Raw genomic sequence first — 17,141 nt, forward strand, 5'->3', positions numbered from 1 at the left:
TATTTTCGCGGGTCAGTTCTCGCCCTGAAACTGCTTTATGCACAGGGCTTAGAGAATGCTACATAAATCAAGTTTTAAAGAATTCATATGGGTGTTACACTTATAATAACTGCTATAGCAGCGTTAATAATAGGGATTGCGGCAGGAAAAGTGATATTTGCTAAAAATACACAACAGAAAATAGACGAGGCTGAACAGCAAGCTAAAAAAATCATCGCCGATGCTCAGGTTACTGGCGAGAACATGAAAAAAGACAGATTGCTCGAAGCCAAAGAAAAATACCTGCAAATGAAGAGCGAGCACGAAAAGGAAGTGCTCCAACGCAATCAGAAAATCGTTGACTCTGAAAACCGTATCAAACAAAAGGAACAGAGTCTTAACCAGAAAAATGAACAGGTTCAGAAACAAATCAATGAAAATGACGCGATTAAAGATACGCTGAACCGTCAGATGGAACTGGTTACCATCAAACGTACCGAATTGGAAAAACACCAGGAAGAACATATCCGTCGCCTGGAAAAGGTAGCTGGCCTCACTGCAGAAGAAGCAAAACACCAACTGGTGGAAAGCCTGAAAGAAGAAGCCCGCTCACAAGCCCTGGCTCATATCCAGGAAATTATCGAAGACGCTAAAACAAAAGCGAACAAAGAAGCGAAGAAAATCATCATCCAGTCTATCCAGCGTACTGCCGCTGAACAGACCATCGAAAATACGATCACTGTATTTACCCTGGAAAGCGACGAAATCAAAGGTCAGATCATCGGTCGTGAAGGCCGTAACATCCGTGCCATCGAAGCTGCTACCGGCGTAGACCTGATCGTGGATGATACCCCTGAAGCAATCGTACTCTCTTCCTTCGACCCACTGCGTCGTGAAATTGCACGTCTGTCCCTGCAACGCCTCGTTCAGGATGGTCGTATCCACCCTGCACGTATCGAAGAAGTAGTTGAAAAAACCAAGAAACAACTGGAAGAACAGGTAATGGATATCGGTGAAAGAACCGTGATCGAATTGGGTATCCATGGCCTGCATAAAGAACTGGTTCGCCTGGTAGGTAAAATGCGTTTCCGCTCTTCCTATGGCCAGAACCTGCTCATGCACTCTAAAGAAACCGCTAACCTCTGCGCTGTTATGGCCGCAGAACTGGGCCTCAACCCTAAATTAGCGAAACGCGCCGGTCTCCTTCACGATATCGGTAAAGTGCCAGATGAAGAAACTGAACTGAGCCACGCTCTCCTCGGCGCTAAACTGGCAGAGAAATATGGCGAACACGCTGCTGTAGTTAACGCTATCGGCGCTCACCATGATGAGATGGAAATGCAGTATGTGATCTCTCCTATCGTTCAGGCTTGTGATGCTATCTCCGGCGCCCGCCCAGGCGCTCGCCGCGAAATCATGCAAAGCTACCTGCAACGTATCAAAGACCTGGAAAACCTCGCCCTCTCCCATGAAGGTGTGGAAAAAGCCTACGCTATCCAGGCAGGTCGTGAACTGCGCGTAATCGTGGAAAGTGATAAAGTTTCCGATAACGACGCTGATCGCCTCTCTTTCGAAATTGCCAACAAAATCCAGACAGAGATGCAGTATCCGGGCCAAATCAAAGTAACCGTTATCCGCGAAAAACGCGCGGTGAACGTTGCCCGTTAGTTCATATAAGAAATTTAGAAAAAAAGAATTTACATTTTATATTGAGTCCTTCGGCTAATCACCGAAGGACTTTTTTTATTCGTGAAACGCAAAAATGTAAATTTCGTTATGACAAAACCCTTGTTTAAGCTCATCCTGGGAGCCTGCATCCTCCTGGGCGCTAGCCAAACATTCGCACAGAAAAAAGCCATCTCTCTCTTTAATGGTAAAAATCTCGACGGATGGAAAGTATACGGTACCGAAAAATGGTATGTGGATAAAGGCGAACTGGTATGTGAAAGCGGCCCCGATAAAGAATACGGCTACCTCGGTACAGATAAAGATTACAAAAACTTCGAACTGACCGTCGTATTCAAACAGGAAGCCAATGGTAACAGCGGCGTGTTCTTCCACTCTTCCCTGGAAGGTACCAAAATTACCGGCTGGCAGGCAGAAGTAGCCCCTCCCAACCAACATACCGGCGGAATCTACGAATCCTATGGACGCGGATGGCTCATCAAACCAGATCAGGAAAAAGAACAATACCTGAAAATGGGCGAATGGAATACCATGAAAGTCCGTGTAGTAGGCGACAGCGTTACCACCTGGCTCAATGGTCATGAAATGATCCAGCTGAAAGATGATAAAATCGGCGCAGCCAACGGCCAGATTGCACTTCAAATTCACTCCGGTGGAGGCATTAAGGTAAGATGGAAAAGCGTTAAATTGGTACCATTGAAATCATAATGACTTACCAGGATAAAGTAATACTCATTACAGGCGCCAGCTCCGGAATTGGTCGGGAGCTGGCGCTGTTGCTTGCAAAGGAAAAAGCCCGCCTCATTCTCGTTGCCAGGAATGTAGAGCGACTAACAGCCGTTCGCCAGGAATGCCTCCAGCATACGCCTCATTGCGAAACCCTGCTGATGGATGTCACCGACCAGGAACAGATAACCTCCGGCGCAGCAGCCGCCATTGGTATCTTTGGACATATTGATGTGCTGATCAACAATGCAGGCGTCACCCAGCGCTCCAAGCTGATAGACACCTCTGTTGCGGCTATCCGTCAATTAATGGAAGTGAATTTCTTTGGGCCAGTCATGCTGACAAAAGCTTTACTGCCTCATTTTAAGGAACAGGGAAAAGGACAAATCGTGGTGGTAAGTAGTATGGCAGGACTTTTCGGATACCCGTGGCGATCCGGGTATAATGCCGCCAAACATGCTGTGAACGGCTATTTCGAGACACTTCAGACGGAGCAGCCTATCCCTGAACTATATACGACCATCATTTGCCCCGGACGTATCCATACGCCTATTACCTATTCCGCCATCACCGGCGATGGTAAGCCATTCGGGAAAATGGACCCTGGCCAGGAACACGGTATTCCGGTGGAAGTCTGTGCCCGAAAGATCCTCTCCGCTATGCGCCGACGTAAAAAACTGGTGAAAATAGCCAGGATGGAAAAGGTACTCCTCTGGATAAAAAGATATTTTCCACCACTCTTTTATGTGATTGCCCAGAAAGGGAATTAACTTGCAGCAGATTTTCGAATTATGCAAGCAACTAATACTCTCGTTGATAATGTCAGTCTGCAGCAACTACTGCAACAGGACCCCCTGTTTGTATTCGCACTGGCATCTGAATGTACACATGAATTTGATCAGGCCGACAAGCTGTTTATAGGCATTGGTAAAGTCAATGCAGCATATCATCTCACTAAAAGAATTGCGGAAAAACGTCCTAATCTTATTATTAACCTCGGTTCTGCCGGGAGTAATGACTTGGAGAGAGGTACTGTGGTTTGCTGTAATCGCTTTATACAGCGGGATATGGATGTACGCCCATTGGGATTTGAAAAATACGAAACGCCGTTGTCTGGTCAGGCGCCGGTGCTGGAATATGGTCTCCAGGCGGCAGGATTGCCTATGGGAATCTGCGGAACGGGCGATAGCTTTGAAATAGGCCATGTGACCAGCGACTATAATGTGATTGATATGGAAGCATATCCATTAGCCTGGATTGCACAACAAGAAAATATTCCTTTTCTCTGCCTGAAATATATTTCCGATGGCGCAGATGGGAAGGCAGCAGAGGATTGGCAGATAGCCGTTCATCTGGCAGCAGCAGCATTGAAGGAAACAATTGTAAGATTAGGGGGAGACAACCAGTAATCTGCTAAGAACTTTTTCACTTATATAAAAGCCCGTCTCTACTTAGTTGAGACGGGCTTGTTTTTTAGCCAAAAAGGCATTGTGATTTATTTCTTTTCAGGATGGTCATCGTCATTTTCCGGCTCATCATCTCCCGGATTATCATCGCCTTCTTCATCTTCGTTCTCTTCTTCATCTTCATCTTCTTCATCGTCATCGTCGTCATCGTCCTCATCGTTCTCATCATCGTCCTCTTCATCCGCGTCCTCCTCCTCCTCATCATCTTCTGCTTCATCCTCGTCGTCTTCTACATTATCATCTGATTCCTCTTCTTCCGCTTGTTCATCTTCACTTTGGGCGTCATCTGGCTCTGCGTCTTCATCTTCAGCGGCGCCACTGCGATCTTCTTCTGATTGATCTTGCAGGAAGGATTCGAAATGAATGATTTCGTCATCTGGTTCTGCTTCTTCATCTTCAGATGCGGGAATAGCAGATGTTGATTCGTCTTCCATCATGTCGAAATCGGAGCTGGCATCTGGACTGGTAAGGTGATCCAGTTGATGATCAGGATCTAACAATTCACCATCACCGGATACCATCATGGCATGGCCTTCAGGACCGGTTTCTTCGCTTTGGGAGTGTTCTCCGCGCCCGATGGTGGCTGTTTCATCATTGATGAGGGTAGGTTGAACCATTTCCTCATCAAAGAGTTCTCTCAGTTTTGGCAGATCTGCTGGGGAATTGATGCCGAAATAGTCCATAAAGGAGCGGGAAACGGAATACAGCAATGGTTTTCCTGGTAGTTCTTCACTACGGCCGCTGATGATAATCAATTCTTTTTCCAGGAGTTTCTGGATGGAGTAGTCGGTACTTACACCACGTATATATTCAATTTCGCCTTTGGAAATAGGCTGACGATAGGCAATGATAGCCAGGGTTTCCAGAGCGGCGGTAGACAGGCGTTTGAGAAACTTGTCTCCATTCAGCTGGGCAACGGTCTGGTAATAGTCTTTTTTGGTAAGGAACTGGAATCCGCCTCCACTACTTCTCACTTCAAAAGCATAAAATTCAGTACTGTACTTTTCTTTAATGGCTTCAATGGCAGCTTCCACCTGATCGAGGGTTGCGCGATCTTCCAGGAAAGCCAGGGCATTGTTTAATAAATCCAGGATTTCCAGCATGGGCAGAGGCCTGTCGGCAGCAAAAATTAGTGCTTCCACATGTGGAATGATCTGAGATATTTCCATAAAATAATAGTGGTAATGGCGGATTTAAAAAAAAGGTCAAAGACCGAAAATACAGTCTTTGACCCTATTCTGAAAATATTATTATTCAGTTGTTGACTAGGAGTAAATAACCTGAAACAGTTATCAACTAGCGAGAGCAGCGGCGCCACTAACGATCTCGGTGAGCTCAGTGGTGATGGCAGCCTGACGTGCGCGGTTGTAAGAGATTTTCAAGTTACGCAGCAGTTCAGAAGCGTTTTCTGTTGCCTTATCCATAGCGGTCATACGAGCACCGTGTTCGGATGCATGTGTGTCCAGGATTGCTTTAAAGAACTGAGTGTTCAGAATTTTAGGCATCAGTTCAGCGATCAGCACGTCTTTCTGTGGCTCATAGATGAAATCCGCTTTCAGACTTTTTCCATCTTCGTTTTCCACTTTCGCAATTGGGAGGAACTGTTCTGCAACGAAATCCTGCATTGCGGCGTTCTTGAACTGGCTGTAGATGATTTCTACTGCATCGTAGGAACCTTCAGTAAAACCTTCCATTGCAATAGCAGCAGCTTGTTTTACGTGATCGAAGGTCAGATCAGAGAACATGTTCCAGAACTTGTCATTTACTTTATAACCGTTGTTGAGGAAGTTCTCATAACCTTTCTTACCGATAGGCAGAATTTCAACGTTTCCTTTTTCAAATTGTTCAGCATATTTCTCGCGGATAACGCGTTTTGCCGTTTTGATCAGGTTGGAGTTGAAAGCGCCACACAGCCCTCTGTCGGAAGTGATCACCACGATCAGTACTTTTTCAATCTCACGTTGAGCAGCCAGTGGTGTATCGATATTGCCTTCGCTGTTGGAAACAATATTCTGCAACATTTCCTGCAGTTTCAGCGCGTAAGGACGCATCAACGTAATGGCATCCTGTGCACGTTTCAACTTAGCAGCACTCACCATTTTCATGGCTTTCGTGATCTGCTGACCAGATTGAATAGATTTGATTCGGTTACGAACTTCTTTAAGCTGTCCGGACATATATTTAAAATCAATTACGAATTACAAAAGATGTAAAATCCAAGGTTAAACCCCTGAATTTGGCTGCAAAGGTAAGCATTGCCGATTTAATTTGAAAATCCGTAATGAGATAATTTAGAATTAATTTATGGCTATGAATATCAATAACTTACAGATACTCAAAACTTACAGCGTAATGGTAGTACCCAAGACTTTCAAAAATGCCGCAATCCATTGAGGATGAGCTGGCCAGGCGGGGGAAGTCACCAGTTTTCCGTCTACAACGGCTTCTGTTACATTCACCGTTACATACTCGCCACCCGCAGCGGTTACTTCTGGCGCCACTGCCGGATAAGCCGTCAGTTTACGTCCGCGCACCACATCTGCCGCCGTCAGTATCTGGATACCATGACAAACCGCCGCAACGGGCTTGTCGTTGGCAAAGAAATGCTTCACCACTTCCAATACCTGTTTATTTAAGCGCAGGTATTCCGGCGCACGGCCACCGGCAATCACCAGGGCATCATAATCCGCCACTTTGATATCATTAAAAGCCGCATTCAACACAAATCCATGCCCAGGCTTCTCGCTGTAAGTCTGGTCGCCTTCAAAATCATGTATCGCCGTCTTAATCTTATCCCCTGCTCCTTTATCCGGACAAACGGCATGTACTTCATGTCCTATCATCTGAAGCATTTGGAACGGTACCATTGTTTCGTAATCTTCCGCATAATCGCCGGTAAGCAGCAGTATTTTCTTTTGTGCCATGGGTTTAATGGATTTAAAATTGAGCAATTAAAAATGGTACTGAAGATAACGATTTTCATGCAGCCTCTTTTCCACCCATCCAAAGAATTAACAACTTCATAAAAATCATTCATGCAATCGGTTGTAAAAATGAAATCTATTTTATATTTTGGAGACCACTTTATTTCCGGTTAGTTATGAAAAAATTACTACTTGTATGTGGTGGTGTGCTGTTCCTATCTGGCGCACTACAGGCTCAGAAAGCCAACAAATCAGGATGGCAGGACCTCTTCAACGGAAAGGATCTGAAAGGCTGGAAACAGCTGGGCGGTAAAGCAATCTATTCCGCGCAAAACGGAGAAATCGTAGGTACTACCGTCACCAACACGCCTAATTCTTTCCTCGCCACAGATAAAGATTATGGTGATTTTATCCTAGAGCTGGAATTCAGGCTGGAGAAAGACTTCAACTCCGGTATTCAGTTCCGTAGCCAAAGTCGGCCTGACTATCAGAATGGTCGCGTATACGGCTACCAAATGGAAATTGACCCCTCTGACCGTAAATGGAGTGGCGGTATTTATGAAGAAGGCCGCAGAGGATGGCAGTATCCAATGGAATATAACCCTGGCGGACAAAATGCCTTCACCAATACTGGCTGGAATAAGTATCGTATAGAATGCAGAGGTAACGAGATGCGTACCTGGGTGAATGGCGTACCTACTGCACACCTGATAGATACAGCCTTACCAAAGGGTTTCATCGCCCTGCAAGTGCATGCAATCGGAAAAAATGAGGCAGACGCCAATAAGAGCATCCACTGGCGTAACATCCGCATCATAGAAAATCCTAAGTCTTCCCAATATTCCCCATATGACAATATTTATGTGGTGAATAACGTGGTAAATACCGTTTCTGACCAACAGAAAAAGAATGGTTTTCAATTACTTTGGGATGGTAAATCTAACAAAGGCTGGAGAGGTTACAACCTGAAATCATTCCCTGATAAAGGCTGGACATATAATGATGGCACTATGACGATCCATTCCAGTGATGGAAATGAAGAAGGTAGCGGTGGAGACATCGTTACGGATAAGGAATATGGCGCTTTTGAAATGGAATATGAGTTCAAACTTACCAAAGGAGCCAATTCCGGTGTAAAATATTTCGTAAAAGAGTCATATGATACGAAAGGTAAATCAGCGATTGGGCTGGAATACCAGGTTCTGGACGACGAAGTTCACCCGGATGCTAAACTCGGCAGGGACGGAAACCGCACACTGGCTTCACTTTATGACCTGATTGCAAGAAAACAGGAAAAACGTGCCATATTACCCATTGGAGAATGGAACAAAGGTCGTATTATTGTGTATCCAAATAACCACGTAGAACACTGGCTGAATGGTTTTAAAGTGTTGGAATACGAAAGAGGTTCTCAAGCCTTCAAAGATCTCGTGGCTATCAGCAAATATAAAAACTGGACCAACTTTGGTCTGTGGCCGGAAGGTCACATTCTCCTCCAGGATCACGGCAATGAAGTGTCTTTCAGGAGTTTAAGACTTAAAGTGCTCAAATAAAATATTTTATCTTTTTTTTCATTGTTCACTGTTCTAAATAAGCATTCCGATTCTTCGGAATGCTTTCTTTTTTATTAGATTTATTGTCGCTAAACCACTCTTATGACGTTATCCAAGTACAAAACCGGCATCCTTGCCCTGGCAACCCTATGGGCCGTTTCCTGTAAACCAGGAGGAGGCAACCAGCAGGAAACAGCTTCCAGGCTAAAGGATATTGCCGCCCGCTATTACGATGCCAACATGGCCCTCAACCCGGTGCAAGCCACCTTCAACGGAGAAAATAAATACAATGGCGACCTTGCCATTGATATCAGCGACTCCTGGAGAGCTTCCGCAGATTCCGTTTGCGTGAAATTCCAGGACGAACTGAAGAATATTGATACCGCACAGCTCAGCAGCAATGATCGTATCACCTACGATATGTTATCCCGCGAACTGACTATGACCCGGGAATCCTTCAAATACCATGACAACCTGATGCCAGTGCAGCAGTTTACCTGCCTCCCACTCACGCTGGCACAATTAGGTTCCGGATCTTCCGCCCAGCCCTTCAAAACCCTGGAGGATTATCACAATTTCATGAAGCGTATGCAGCGCTTCGCCGAATGGTCCGATACCGCTATCGCCAACATGAAACGTGGTATTGCAACTGGCTACGTTCTGCCTAAAACGCTGGTGGTGAAAACCATTCCACAGCTGGCAGACCTCGCGAAAAACGATACTTCCAACATTTATTTCGCACCGATTAAGTCTATCCCGGATTCTATCCCGGCAGCAGATAAAGCTACGCTGGCAGCAGATTATAAGGCTGCTGTTGAAAAGTATATTCTTCCGTCCTATGCTAAACTGAAACAGTTCATGGAAACGGAATACCTGCCTAAAGCCCGCACCAGCAGCGGTATTGATAGTCTCCCTGATGGGAAACCATTCTACAGTTTCCTAATCAAATCCTGGACAACTACAGATAAAACGCCGGATGAAATCTTTGCATTAGGCGAGAAAGAAGTAGCCCGTATCAGAGGAGAAATGGAAGCCGTGAAAAACAGCGTAGGCTTCAAAGGAGATCTGCCTGCATTCTTTGATTTCGTGCGCAGTGATAAACAATTCAAAATCTTTAAAACGCCTGCAGCTATACTGGATTCCTTTAAGGCGATCGAGAATAAGATCATGCCTGGCGTGCGTAAGATGTATGGTCATCTCCCTAAAACAAAATTCGAAATCAGACAAACAGAGGCCTTCCGCGCTGCTTCTGCCTCTGCTGAATACCAACCTGGATCTCCTGATGGCACCAGACCTGGCGTTTTCTACGTACCTATCCTGGATGCCACTAAATTCAGCTATGTAGGCATGGAATGCCTGTTCCTGCATGAAGCCATTCCTGGTCACCACTTCCAGTTCTCTCTGCAACAGGAAAATGATTCCCTGCCCAAATTCCGCCGCTTTACCTGGATTGGCGCCTATGGCGAAGGTTATGCACTGTATTGTGAAAGTCTGGGTAAAGAACTGGGACTGTATACGAATCCATATATGTATTTCGGCCGACTCAGCGACGAAATCCATCGCGCTATTCGTTTAGTCGTAGACGTTGGATTACATAGCAAAGGCTGGACACGTGAACAAGCCATTAAATATATGATGGATAACGAGCCCGTTTCAGAACAGGAAGTAACCGCTGAAATCGAGCGCTACATGGCCATTCCGGGTCAGGCGTTGTCCTATAAAATAGGAGAATTAAAAATCCGTGAACTGCGCAATAAATACACATCAGAACTGGGAAATAAATTCTCTTTATCCTCTTTCCATGATGAATTGCTGAAAGACGGTTGCGTACCGCTTTCTGTATTAGAACAGAAAATGGCACGTTGGGCCAAAACATTCTAAAAAAAGATTTTAACAGAATTTTTAGGGAGAGATTAAAAAAAATCTCTCCCTTTTTTTATTTCACAAATAATTGATATACAATTTTTTAAAATAGCAAAAACGTTTAACCAAGCACGTTAGTGGTCTCTACATTTGGCATTGCTTTCGCATTACAGTCATCAAACGGACAGTATATGAAAAAGACAATTTTACTCATAGGTTTATTGATTGCAGGAGTTAGCATCCAACGTAGTTTTGCACAGGTGAGCGTGAATATTAATATTGGCAGTCAGCCGCTCTGGGGCCCCACCGGATATGATTATGTTCAATATTATTATCTGCCGGATATAGATGCTTATTATAACGTAGCGAATCGTCAGTTTATTTACATGGACAGGAACAGATGGGTATTCGCCAATAATTTACCAGGCTTTTATCAATGCGACTTGGACAGATGCTACAAAGTAGTGGTAAACGACCCGAATCCATGGATGCGGGCTGATTTCTACAGAAACAGATATGTACAATACAGAGGTTATTATGACAGACAACGCATCATCAGAAACACCACAGACGTAAGATATGTACAGGTGCACAGATGGGACGACAGAAGAGATGACCGGAGATATTACAGCGATAACGACTGGAGACGCAATAACGGAAACACCAACTGGAGAGTGAATAATGACCATAACAACGGCTGGAGAGATAATGGCAGAGACAATAACTGGAACAATAACAACAATAACGGAAGAGGAAACGGCAGAGACAATAACTGGAATAATAACAATAACAACAATAACAACAACGGAAGAGGAAACGACAACAGAGGCGATAATGGTCGCTGGCGTGATCACAGATAAACTCAGCATATATACAAAAGGAAAAGAGGCCGTCTCAGAAGTAATTCTGGGACGGCCATTTTCTTTTTCCCAAGAGGATGATTCGCTGAAAACTAGTTTGCGACGTCCTCCAGTATTTAAAGGCGATTATATTTTCCTAAAGAATTCGGCAAGCTCTCTGGAATAGACCTCAGGCTGTTCCATCGCTGCAAAATGGCCTCCTTTGCCCAGTTTGTTGAAGCTTACAACATTGGCCATCCTTTCCGCCCACTCTTTAGGGAATTGGGCTTCCTTGGGAAACAGCGATACCCCTGTTGGTACGCCTACCCGTTGGGAGGATTGCAGTCCGCCCATATAACTGGCGCGACCATTCTCGGCATATGTTCTGATGGATGAATTAATGGATTGGCTTACCCAGTAGATCATAATGTTTGTGATCATTTTGTCCATGCTAATACCATTTTCGGGATTTCCGTCATGGTCACTCCAGGCATGGAATTTTTCGATGATCCAGGAGGCGAGTCCCACAGGGCTGTCATTGAGTCCATAACCCAGGGTTTGCGGCTTAGTTGCCTGGATCATATTGAATGCGCCTTCTGTGTAGAACCAATGTTGTATTTGTTGGCCAAATGCCTGTTCGGCAGGTGTCATCGTTCCCCAGTCCTCGCTGCCGTTGGGATAACCTACGTCCGTTAAATGAATAGCCTTTACATTGTCTGGGAACTGCACTGCCAGCGACTTCGTGATCAAAGTGCCCATATCGCCGCCCGCGGCAAAGTAGGAGGAATATCCCAGTACTTCTGTCATGAGTTTGTTGAACAGGGCTGCCGTCTTATCGCTATTCAGGGCTGTTTGTTGGGAGAATCCGAACCCAGGAATGGAAGGGATCACAACGTCATAAGAAGGTCCGCCTTCAGTGGGATGGGTCAGCATGGGAACGATCGGGAGAAAGCGATAGAACGAGTCTGGCCATCCATGGCTCAGGATCAGCGGCGAATTATTTTCTCCCTGGCCTTTTACATAAACGAAGTGAATGGTAACGCCGTCTATTTCGGTCTTGTATTGGGGAAACTGGTTGATTTCCGCTTCGTGGGTTCTCCAATCATATTCTGTTTGCCAATAGCGCACCAGTTCCCGCAAATACCCTGGATTGGTGCCATAATTCCAACCGGCATTTTCAGGTTCATCCGTCCACCTGGTTTGTTGTAGTCTTGCTGATAGATCATTCAGTGTTTCTTGCGGTACATTAATGCTAAAAGGGTTCATAAACTGGAGTATTTGTTTTGTTCGATACAAAAATAGTCAGCTGGCTCCTCCTGGCATTGTAAAAAATTTACCTAGGACACTTGTCAGTGAGTCTAGGGTTTCTTTGCATCCGGATCATCATTGGGAAATTGCAGGATCATTTCAGGCACCAGCTCATTTTCCTCCAAGGCTAATTGAGATCTCAGATACTCCATTGGCTTTAACCCTGTAAAATGGGCAAAATCTTTTATGAGATGGGCCTGGTCAAAATAACCGTACCGGTGGATGATGGAGAACCAGTCGATATGGGACTTATTTTTTTGGATTTCCGTAATCACCTGCTGTAGCCGATGAACTCTTTGCAGGTATTTGGGTGAAAAGCCCGTATATGTTTTAAGCAGGTGAATGACGTGCTTTTGAGAATAGCCGGATTTCTGTATTAACCAGTCGATAGGTTTGTCTATATGCTGGTTGACAAATCTCACGATATGGTATCCCATGTTCTCTTCAACCGAATATTGTAAAAAGTAATTTTCGATCAATGCGAACCTCTCTGCCAGGGAAGTGGCATTGAGTAATTTTTCATACAATCGCATGAAGGAACTCCCAAAAACAGCTTCGGCCTCCAGTCCCACATTGTCCAATACGGTAATAGGGATCTTCGTAAGCGAGAAAAAGCCCCCCACTGTAAAACGGATACTGATAATAGTAGAATTGGGATTGTTCTTGTAAAGGATTGCCTGTTTCTGCATCCCGGATATCCAGGCATTCTTCACCTCTTTTTTGCTACTGCTGTTTATTTCAGGATAAACTGTATTCAGGGTGTTTTCATTCAGTTCGATCACGAGGTTTATTCCGCCTTCCGGAAGCTCTTTGATGTAAGGCATTGATAATGATCCGCTAACGTAGACAATGTGCTGAATGAAGTCTGAGAGCGGATATGTTGGAATATGCCGGTGTACATTCATGATCGGGTCAGTGATTATCAAGGATTAAAATTGCTTGCTGTCAATTGGAAAATATTGAAAGCCCGTTTATCGCCCCAATGGAGCTCAGCCAGTTCAGTAAAAATATATCATTTCCGGTTCTTAAAAATATGGAGGTGGGGAGACGACAGCTTGTCTCCCCAATAACAATCCGTAATTATTGGTTTTATATAACGCGCTCAAATAAAATGTTAAATACATAATAATCAATACACTGCGAACTATACAAATACGAAGCTGGCACCCTTTTGGCATTAGTTTTTATAAAACTATTCGTATGAAAAAGGTAATGATTTTTCTAGCGATGTTTTTATCGCTGGGCATGTTAGGAAATAGAGCTAATGCGCAGGTACGTGTGAATATCAATATTGGAAGCCAGCCGGTATGGGGACCGGTAGGATACGATTACGCGCAATACTATTACATGCCGGATATTGATGCATATTATTCTATTCAGCGTCAGCAGTTTGTTTATCTCCAGGGTAACCGCTGGGTATTTGGCGCTACGCTGCCTCCATCCTATCATTATGATCTCTACCGTGGTTATAAGGTAGTGGTGAATGACCCAGATCCATGGCTGCGGGCAGATGTATACCGTCAGAGATATGGCCACTACAAAGGCTGGTACGGTAAACAGTCCATTATTCGTGACAGTCACGATGCTAAATATGCAAGAGGAAATGACCATGGACACGATCGTGGCAGAGGAAATGACCATGGAGATCACGGGGATCATGGACGTGGACATGGACATGATAACCGGTAGTCAGGAAAGAAATTAAATCACTAAAAGTGAGGGGTATCCCAGCAAAACAGGCAGCACTTAGCGCTGCCTGTTTTTTTATGAACTCATCTGGTAAAAAATTATTGTAAAGTTTTTATGAGTGCGGTTTTTGCGATCTATATTTTTGTATTTTTATAATGCAGTTCCATCTCTATTTACAGATTTTCTTAACCTCTCGTCTGCATATTACAAAAAGTAATATGTAGCGTCCGTTTCGCCTTTATACTCGTTATGATTGATTGATTTGCTATTGTATGAAATTTTAAAAACCTGCTGTTATGTTTGATAATACCCTGGCATTTTGCCGTGCATTACCTGCCGTAACTACGGAAATGAAGTGGGATAATGAACTGCGTTTCTTCGTAGGCGAAAAACTGTTTGCAATGCTTTCTATGAATGAGCCGCATCGGATTTCCTTTAAGTGTATACCCGCGCAATTTCATAAGCTGATTGGAACGCCCGGTATTGTGCCGGCTCCTCATCTGGCCAGGTACCATTGGGTGCAGTTAAATCAGGATGATACTTTACCATCTTCTGAATTGGAAAACTTGCTGCAAAAAGCTTATGATCTGGTATTTGGAAGTTTGCCGGAAAATGAACAGCAGTATATCCGCAGTCACGAAGCGAGTGCTTGATGCAGCCGTAAATGCACCCTATATTTTTACGCAAACAACGTAAAGAAGATATCGTATAACCCAAAGAGAATGAGTGTGAAAGCAAAGAGTTTCTCCAAGAGCGGCGTTTTCATTTTAACAGCCGTTTTCGCTCCCAGATAAGAGGCAGGGAAAGCAGTCAAAGACAACAACAACGCAATTTTCCAGTCGATATGCCCCAGGTACCAATGTGTAATCGCTCCCGGAATAGAGAGGATTGCAGACAATACTACTGCACATGCCAACGCCTGTTTAATAGGCATTTTCAATTGCTTGATAAAAAAGGAACTGAACAACACGCCTCCCGCATTCGCCAGTAAGCCCGCCAGCAAACCAATACCCAATGCCGCTCCCATTAACTTGGATGCAGGGATATTTTCCGCATTCACTTCTTCTGCTGCCCTGACTGCCGGTTTCTTACGTACAAAGGAATACAACAAGGTAAACCCTATAGTAACAATGAACAGCGCGGTCAGAATCATTAGTGTTTTTCCTGGTAACCAGCTGCTCATCCATGAGCCAGCTATAGTGGAAGGAACTGCAATGATGGCACAGAGAAGAATTACCCTTGCGTTAAAGAGTTTCTCTTTCCTGTACACTACCGTGGCAGAAAGCGTACTGGTAATAGACGCCGGTAATGGCGATGCTAAAGCAAAAAATGGATTTATACCGGCGAAAATCTGGAGTGCCGGCGTACTGATAGCACTGCCTCCTTTTCCCAGCAGTCCGGAAAGATAACCTACGATAAGCCCGATTATCAATACCGGCAGGTAATGAGCATGTTGTAACAAAAAGTCCAATGTAAATGGTGGTTGGTTCTAAAAAATGGAATTACAGGTACCACGAAGATAGGTCAACATCATTCCGCCAGGAAATAATAGCGATAACTAAAAGTTATTGGGCATAACTAATTATTATATTTATTCATAGTCTATAAACAGAATAGGAATAAGGGTTTTCACGGATTACAGGCATAAAAAAGCCACCGCAGTTGCGATGGCTTTACTTGAATACAGGTTCATTCACTTGCTCCTAGCTCACTTATACTTTAGGAGCCCATCCTTTCTCATAGTCTCTGCTCCATAATTTCATTGCAGGAGCATCTGCGAGAATATGACCGTTGGATGGATCGGTGTGCAATACGCGGCCGGTGCGCTGTGCAATATTACCCAGCAGACACAGTAGCGTACTGCGATATCCTTCATTGATTTCAGCATTCAGTTTTGCTTCACCACGAATACTATCCAGGAAATTCTGGAGGTGAATAGCATCATAGTATTCGCCTGCAGGACTTATCGTATTTGTTACGCTGCGTTGGTCTTTATCTGGTTGTTTTACTTCTTTGACTACTTTACCTGCGCCATCAATGATTTTGTAAGAATCGCCACCACTATTATACAGCGCTCCTTTGGCGCCGAAAATAGTGAAGCCGCGGCCACTGCCTTCCAAGTTGTAAGGATGGCAACTACGACCTTCCCAACAGATCGCCTTCTTACCATTCTCAAATTCGAAATGGAGGGTTTGCGTGTCTGGCGTCTCCCAATCATCTGGCGGATAAGCATAACGCCCACCGGCGGAAGTTACTTTTGTAGGGAAGTTTACGTCCAGGAACCAGCGCATACAATCCAGTTCATGGGTTGCATTATTACAGGTTTCAGAAGTCCCCCAATGCCAGCGCCAGTGCCAGTTATAGTGTACAATGTTGTCCAGATAATCTTTACGTGGAGCAGGGCCTTGCCAGAGATCCCAGTCCAACGTTCCGGGCACCGGGATTTTTTTACCTGTTCCTATTGGTTTACGATCGTTTACATACCATCCTCTCGCATAATATACATCGCCAATAATTCCCTCTCTTACTTCCTTCACAGCCTGTTGAATATTAGGCCAGGAGCGGCGTTGGTTACCCATTTGCACATGCCGGTTATATTTGGCGGCGGCAGCTACCAACAACTCGCCTTCGTGGGGATTATGCGCGCAAGGTTTTTCCACATATACATGCTTACCAGCGGCAGTTCCCATGATAGCAGCAGGCGCATGCCAATGATCCGGGGCCGCTACGATCAGCGCATCAAAGTCTTTTTTCTCCAACAGTTTACGGATATCCTTGATGACAGTAGGAGTGCGACTTTGAGCGCCAGTTACGGCTTTCATTCCTTTGGCAATAGCGCCATCTTCCACATCGCAGATGTACCCAATTTCTGTATTCGGCAACTTAGCTGCAGTTTGTGCCAGCCAGTTTCCACGGGAATTCACCCCCATTACTCCCAGTACAATCTTGTTGCTTGGCGCATTCTTTCCAAATACAGGAAAATTAAGATAGGTCAGGCCGGCTCCCAGACCCGCCGCAGAGCCGGTTTTGATGAAGTCCCTTCTTTTCATAACGGAAATTTGAAGTTAATTTATTACTCAGCAATCGGTTGCATGAAAATAGGGAAAT

The 17,141-nt window shown here is 44.7% G+C and carries 16 protein-coding genes; 9 read left to right on the forward strand and 7 right to left on the reverse strand.

Annotation, left to right across the window (positions count from 1 at the left end; translation table 11 throughout):
• Nucleotides 1–87 precede the first annotated feature (87 nt).
• The 4 genes from rny (at nt 88) to CLV59_RS25610 (ending at nt 3,800) form a co-directional block, all read left to right on the forward strand.
• Entirely contained in the window at nt 88–1,647 is a 1,560-nt protein-coding gene (gene rny / locus CLV59_RS25595; protein WP_111594954.1) for a ribonuclease Y, read from the forward strand.
• 108 nt (nt 1,648–1,755) lie between these two features.
• Entirely contained in the window at nt 1,756–2,373 is a 618-nt protein-coding gene (locus CLV59_RS25600; protein ID WP_111594955.1) for a 3-keto-disaccharide hydrolase, read from the forward strand.
• Nucleotides 2,373–3,161, forward strand: a complete 789-nt coding sequence (locus CLV59_RS25605) for an SDR family oxidoreductase (protein ID WP_111594956.1) — start codon at nt 2,373–2,375, stop codon at nt 3,159–3,161. Before CLV59_RS25600 ends, CLV59_RS25605 begins: the two co-directional genes overlap by 1 nt.
• Nucleotides 3,162–3,182: 21 nt before the next feature.
• Nucleotides 3,183–3,800, forward strand: a complete 618-nt coding sequence (locus tag CLV59_RS25610) for a 5'-methylthioadenosine/S-adenosylhomocysteine nucleosidase family protein (protein ID WP_111594957.1) — start codon at nt 3,183–3,185, stop codon at nt 3,798–3,800.
• 86 nt (nt 3,801–3,886) lie between these two features.
• Here CLV59_RS25610 and scpB read toward each other — a convergent pair whose 3' ends face one another.
• From scpB to CLV59_RS25625, 3 genes are all read right to left on the reverse strand, one after another.
• Nucleotides 3,887–5,026 (reverse strand): SMC-Scp complex subunit ScpB, encoded by a 1,140-nt coding sequence (gene scpB, locus CLV59_RS25615; RefSeq protein ID WP_111594958.1) that lies wholly within the window; start codon nt 5,024–5,026, stop codon nt 3,887–3,889.
• 123 nt (nt 5,027–5,149) lie between these two features.
• On the reverse strand, nt 5,150–6,034 hold the full coding sequence (atpG, locus tag CLV59_RS25620) for an ATP synthase F1 subunit gamma (RefSeq protein ID WP_111594959.1): 885 nt from the start codon (nt 6,032–6,034) through the stop codon (nt 5,150–5,152).
• A 165-nt stretch (nt 6,035–6,199) separates the two neighbouring features.
• Nucleotides 6,200–6,781: a DJ-1/PfpI family protein gene (locus CLV59_RS25625; RefSeq protein WP_111594960.1), complete on the reverse strand. Its 582-nt coding sequence runs from the start codon at nt 6,779–6,781 to the stop codon at nt 6,200–6,202.
• 176 nt (nt 6,782–6,957) lie between these two features.
• On the opposite strand from CLV59_RS25625, the gene CLV59_RS25630 reads away from it, so the two are divergent.
• The 3 genes from CLV59_RS25630 (at nt 6,958) to CLV59_RS29045 (ending at nt 11,057) form a co-directional block, all read left to right on the forward strand.
• Nucleotides 6,958–8,334: a 3-keto-disaccharide hydrolase gene (locus CLV59_RS25630; protein ID WP_111594961.1), complete on the forward strand. Its 1,377-nt coding sequence runs from the start codon at nt 6,958–6,960 to the stop codon at nt 8,332–8,334.
• 102 nt (nt 8,335–8,436) lie between these two features.
• The gene (locus CLV59_RS25635) at nt 8,437–10,215 is read left to right on the forward strand and encodes a DUF885 domain-containing protein (RefSeq protein ID WP_111594962.1); all 1,779 of its coding nucleotides are present in this window, start codon (nt 8,437–8,439) and stop codon (nt 10,213–10,215) included.
• A 173-nt stretch (nt 10,216–10,388) separates the two neighbouring features.
• Complete coding sequence (locus tag CLV59_RS29045; protein WP_170137927.1) at nt 10,389–11,057, forward strand: hypothetical protein; 669 nt, start codon at nt 10,389–10,391, stop codon at nt 11,055–11,057.
• A 126-nt stretch (nt 11,058–11,183) separates the two neighbouring features.
• Here CLV59_RS29045 and CLV59_RS25645 read toward each other — a convergent pair whose 3' ends face one another.
• Both CLV59_RS25645 and CLV59_RS25650 read right to left on the reverse strand, forming a co-directional pair.
• Entirely contained in the window at nt 11,184–12,302 is a 1,119-nt protein-coding gene (locus CLV59_RS25645) for an epoxide hydrolase family protein (protein ID WP_111594964.1), read from the reverse strand.
• Nucleotides 12,303–12,394: 92 nt separating this feature from the next.
• Complete coding sequence (locus CLV59_RS25650) at nt 12,395–13,249, reverse strand: helix-turn-helix domain-containing protein (protein WP_111594965.1); 855 nt, start codon at nt 13,247–13,249, stop codon at nt 12,395–12,397.
• 295 nt (nt 13,250–13,544) lie between these two features.
• Between CLV59_RS25650 and CLV59_RS25655 the strand changes: the two genes are divergently transcribed.
• Together CLV59_RS25655 and CLV59_RS25660 are read left to right on the forward strand one after the other, a co-directional pair.
• Entirely contained in the window at nt 13,545–14,033 is a 489-nt protein-coding gene (locus CLV59_RS25655) for a hypothetical protein (protein WP_146616319.1), read from the forward strand.
• Nucleotides 14,034–14,329: 296 nt separating this feature from the next.
• Complete coding sequence (locus tag CLV59_RS25660; RefSeq protein ID WP_111594967.1) at nt 14,330–14,686, forward strand: MmcQ/YjbR family DNA-binding protein; 357 nt, start codon at nt 14,330–14,332, stop codon at nt 14,684–14,686.
• 26 nt (nt 14,687–14,712) lie between these two features.
• Here CLV59_RS25660 and CLV59_RS25665 read toward each other — a convergent pair whose 3' ends face one another.
• Together CLV59_RS25665 and CLV59_RS25670 are read right to left on the reverse strand one after the other, a co-directional pair.
• Nucleotides 14,713–15,495: a sulfite exporter TauE/SafE family protein gene (locus CLV59_RS25665; RefSeq protein ID WP_245950955.1), complete on the reverse strand. Its 783-nt coding sequence runs from the start codon at nt 15,493–15,495 to the stop codon at nt 14,713–14,715.
• Between the two features lie 250 nt (nt 15,496–15,745).
• Entirely contained in the window at nt 15,746–17,083 is a 1,338-nt protein-coding gene (locus CLV59_RS25670) for a Gfo/Idh/MocA family protein (RefSeq protein ID WP_111594969.1), read from the reverse strand.
• Between the last annotated feature and the right edge of the window lie 58 nt (nt 17,084–17,141).

This window comes from Chitinophaga dinghuensis (genome assembly GCF_003259435.1).
GTDB classification, from domain to species: domain Bacteria; phylum Bacteroidota; class Bacteroidia; order Chitinophagales; family Chitinophagaceae; genus Chitinophaga; species Chitinophaga dinghuensis.

Excerpts from the sequence above, each read along its gene's own strand:
- rny (WP_111594954.1), top strand. The coding sequence starts at position 88 with ATGGGTGTTACACTTATAATAACTGCTATAGCAGCGTTAATAATAGGG.
- CLV59_RS25600 (WP_111594955.1), top strand. The coding sequence starts at position 1,756 with ATGACAAAACCCTTGTTTAAGCTCATCCTGGGAGCCTGCATCCTCCTG.
- CLV59_RS25605 (WP_111594956.1), top strand. The coding sequence starts at position 2,373 with ATGACTTACCAGGATAAAGTAATACTCATTACAGGCGCCAGCTCCGGA.
- CLV59_RS25610 (WP_111594957.1), top strand. The coding sequence starts at position 3,183 with ATGCAAGCAACTAATACTCTCGTTGATAATGTCAGTCTGCAGCAACTA.
- scpB (WP_111594958.1), bottom strand. The coding sequence starts at position 5,026 with ATGGAAATATCTCAGATCATTCCACATGTGGAAGCACTAATTTTTGCT.
- atpG (WP_111594959.1), bottom strand. The coding sequence starts at position 6,034 with ATGTCCGGACAGCTTAAAGAAGTTCGTAACCGAATCAAATCTATTCAA.
- CLV59_RS25625 (WP_111594960.1), bottom strand. The coding sequence starts at position 6,781 with ATGGCACAAAAGAAAATACTGCTGCTTACCGGCGATTATGCGGAAGAT.
- CLV59_RS25630 (WP_111594961.1), top strand. The coding sequence starts at position 6,958 with ATGAAAAAATTACTACTTGTATGTGGTGGTGTGCTGTTCCTATCTGGC.
- CLV59_RS25635 (WP_111594962.1), top strand. The coding sequence starts at position 8,437 with ATGACGTTATCCAAGTACAAAACCGGCATCCTTGCCCTGGCAACCCTA.
- CLV59_RS29045 (WP_170137927.1), top strand. The coding sequence starts at position 10,389 with ATGAAAAAGACAATTTTACTCATAGGTTTATTGATTGCAGGAGTTAGC.
- CLV59_RS25645 (WP_111594964.1), bottom strand. The coding sequence starts at position 12,302 with ATGAACCCTTTTAGCATTAATGTACCGCAAGAAACACTGAATGATCTA.
- CLV59_RS25650 (WP_111594965.1), bottom strand. The coding sequence starts at position 13,249 with ATGAATGTACACCGGCATATTCCAACATATCCGCTCTCAGACTTCATT.
- CLV59_RS25655 (WP_146616319.1), top strand. The coding sequence starts at position 13,545 with ATGAAAAAGGTAATGATTTTTCTAGCGATGTTTTTATCGCTGGGCATG.
- CLV59_RS25660 (WP_111594967.1), top strand. The coding sequence starts at position 14,330 with ATGTTTGATAATACCCTGGCATTTTGCCGTGCATTACCTGCCGTAACT.
- CLV59_RS25670 (WP_111594969.1), bottom strand. The coding sequence starts at position 17,083 with ATGAAAAGAAGGGACTTCATCAAAACCGGCTCTGCGGCGGGTCTGGGA.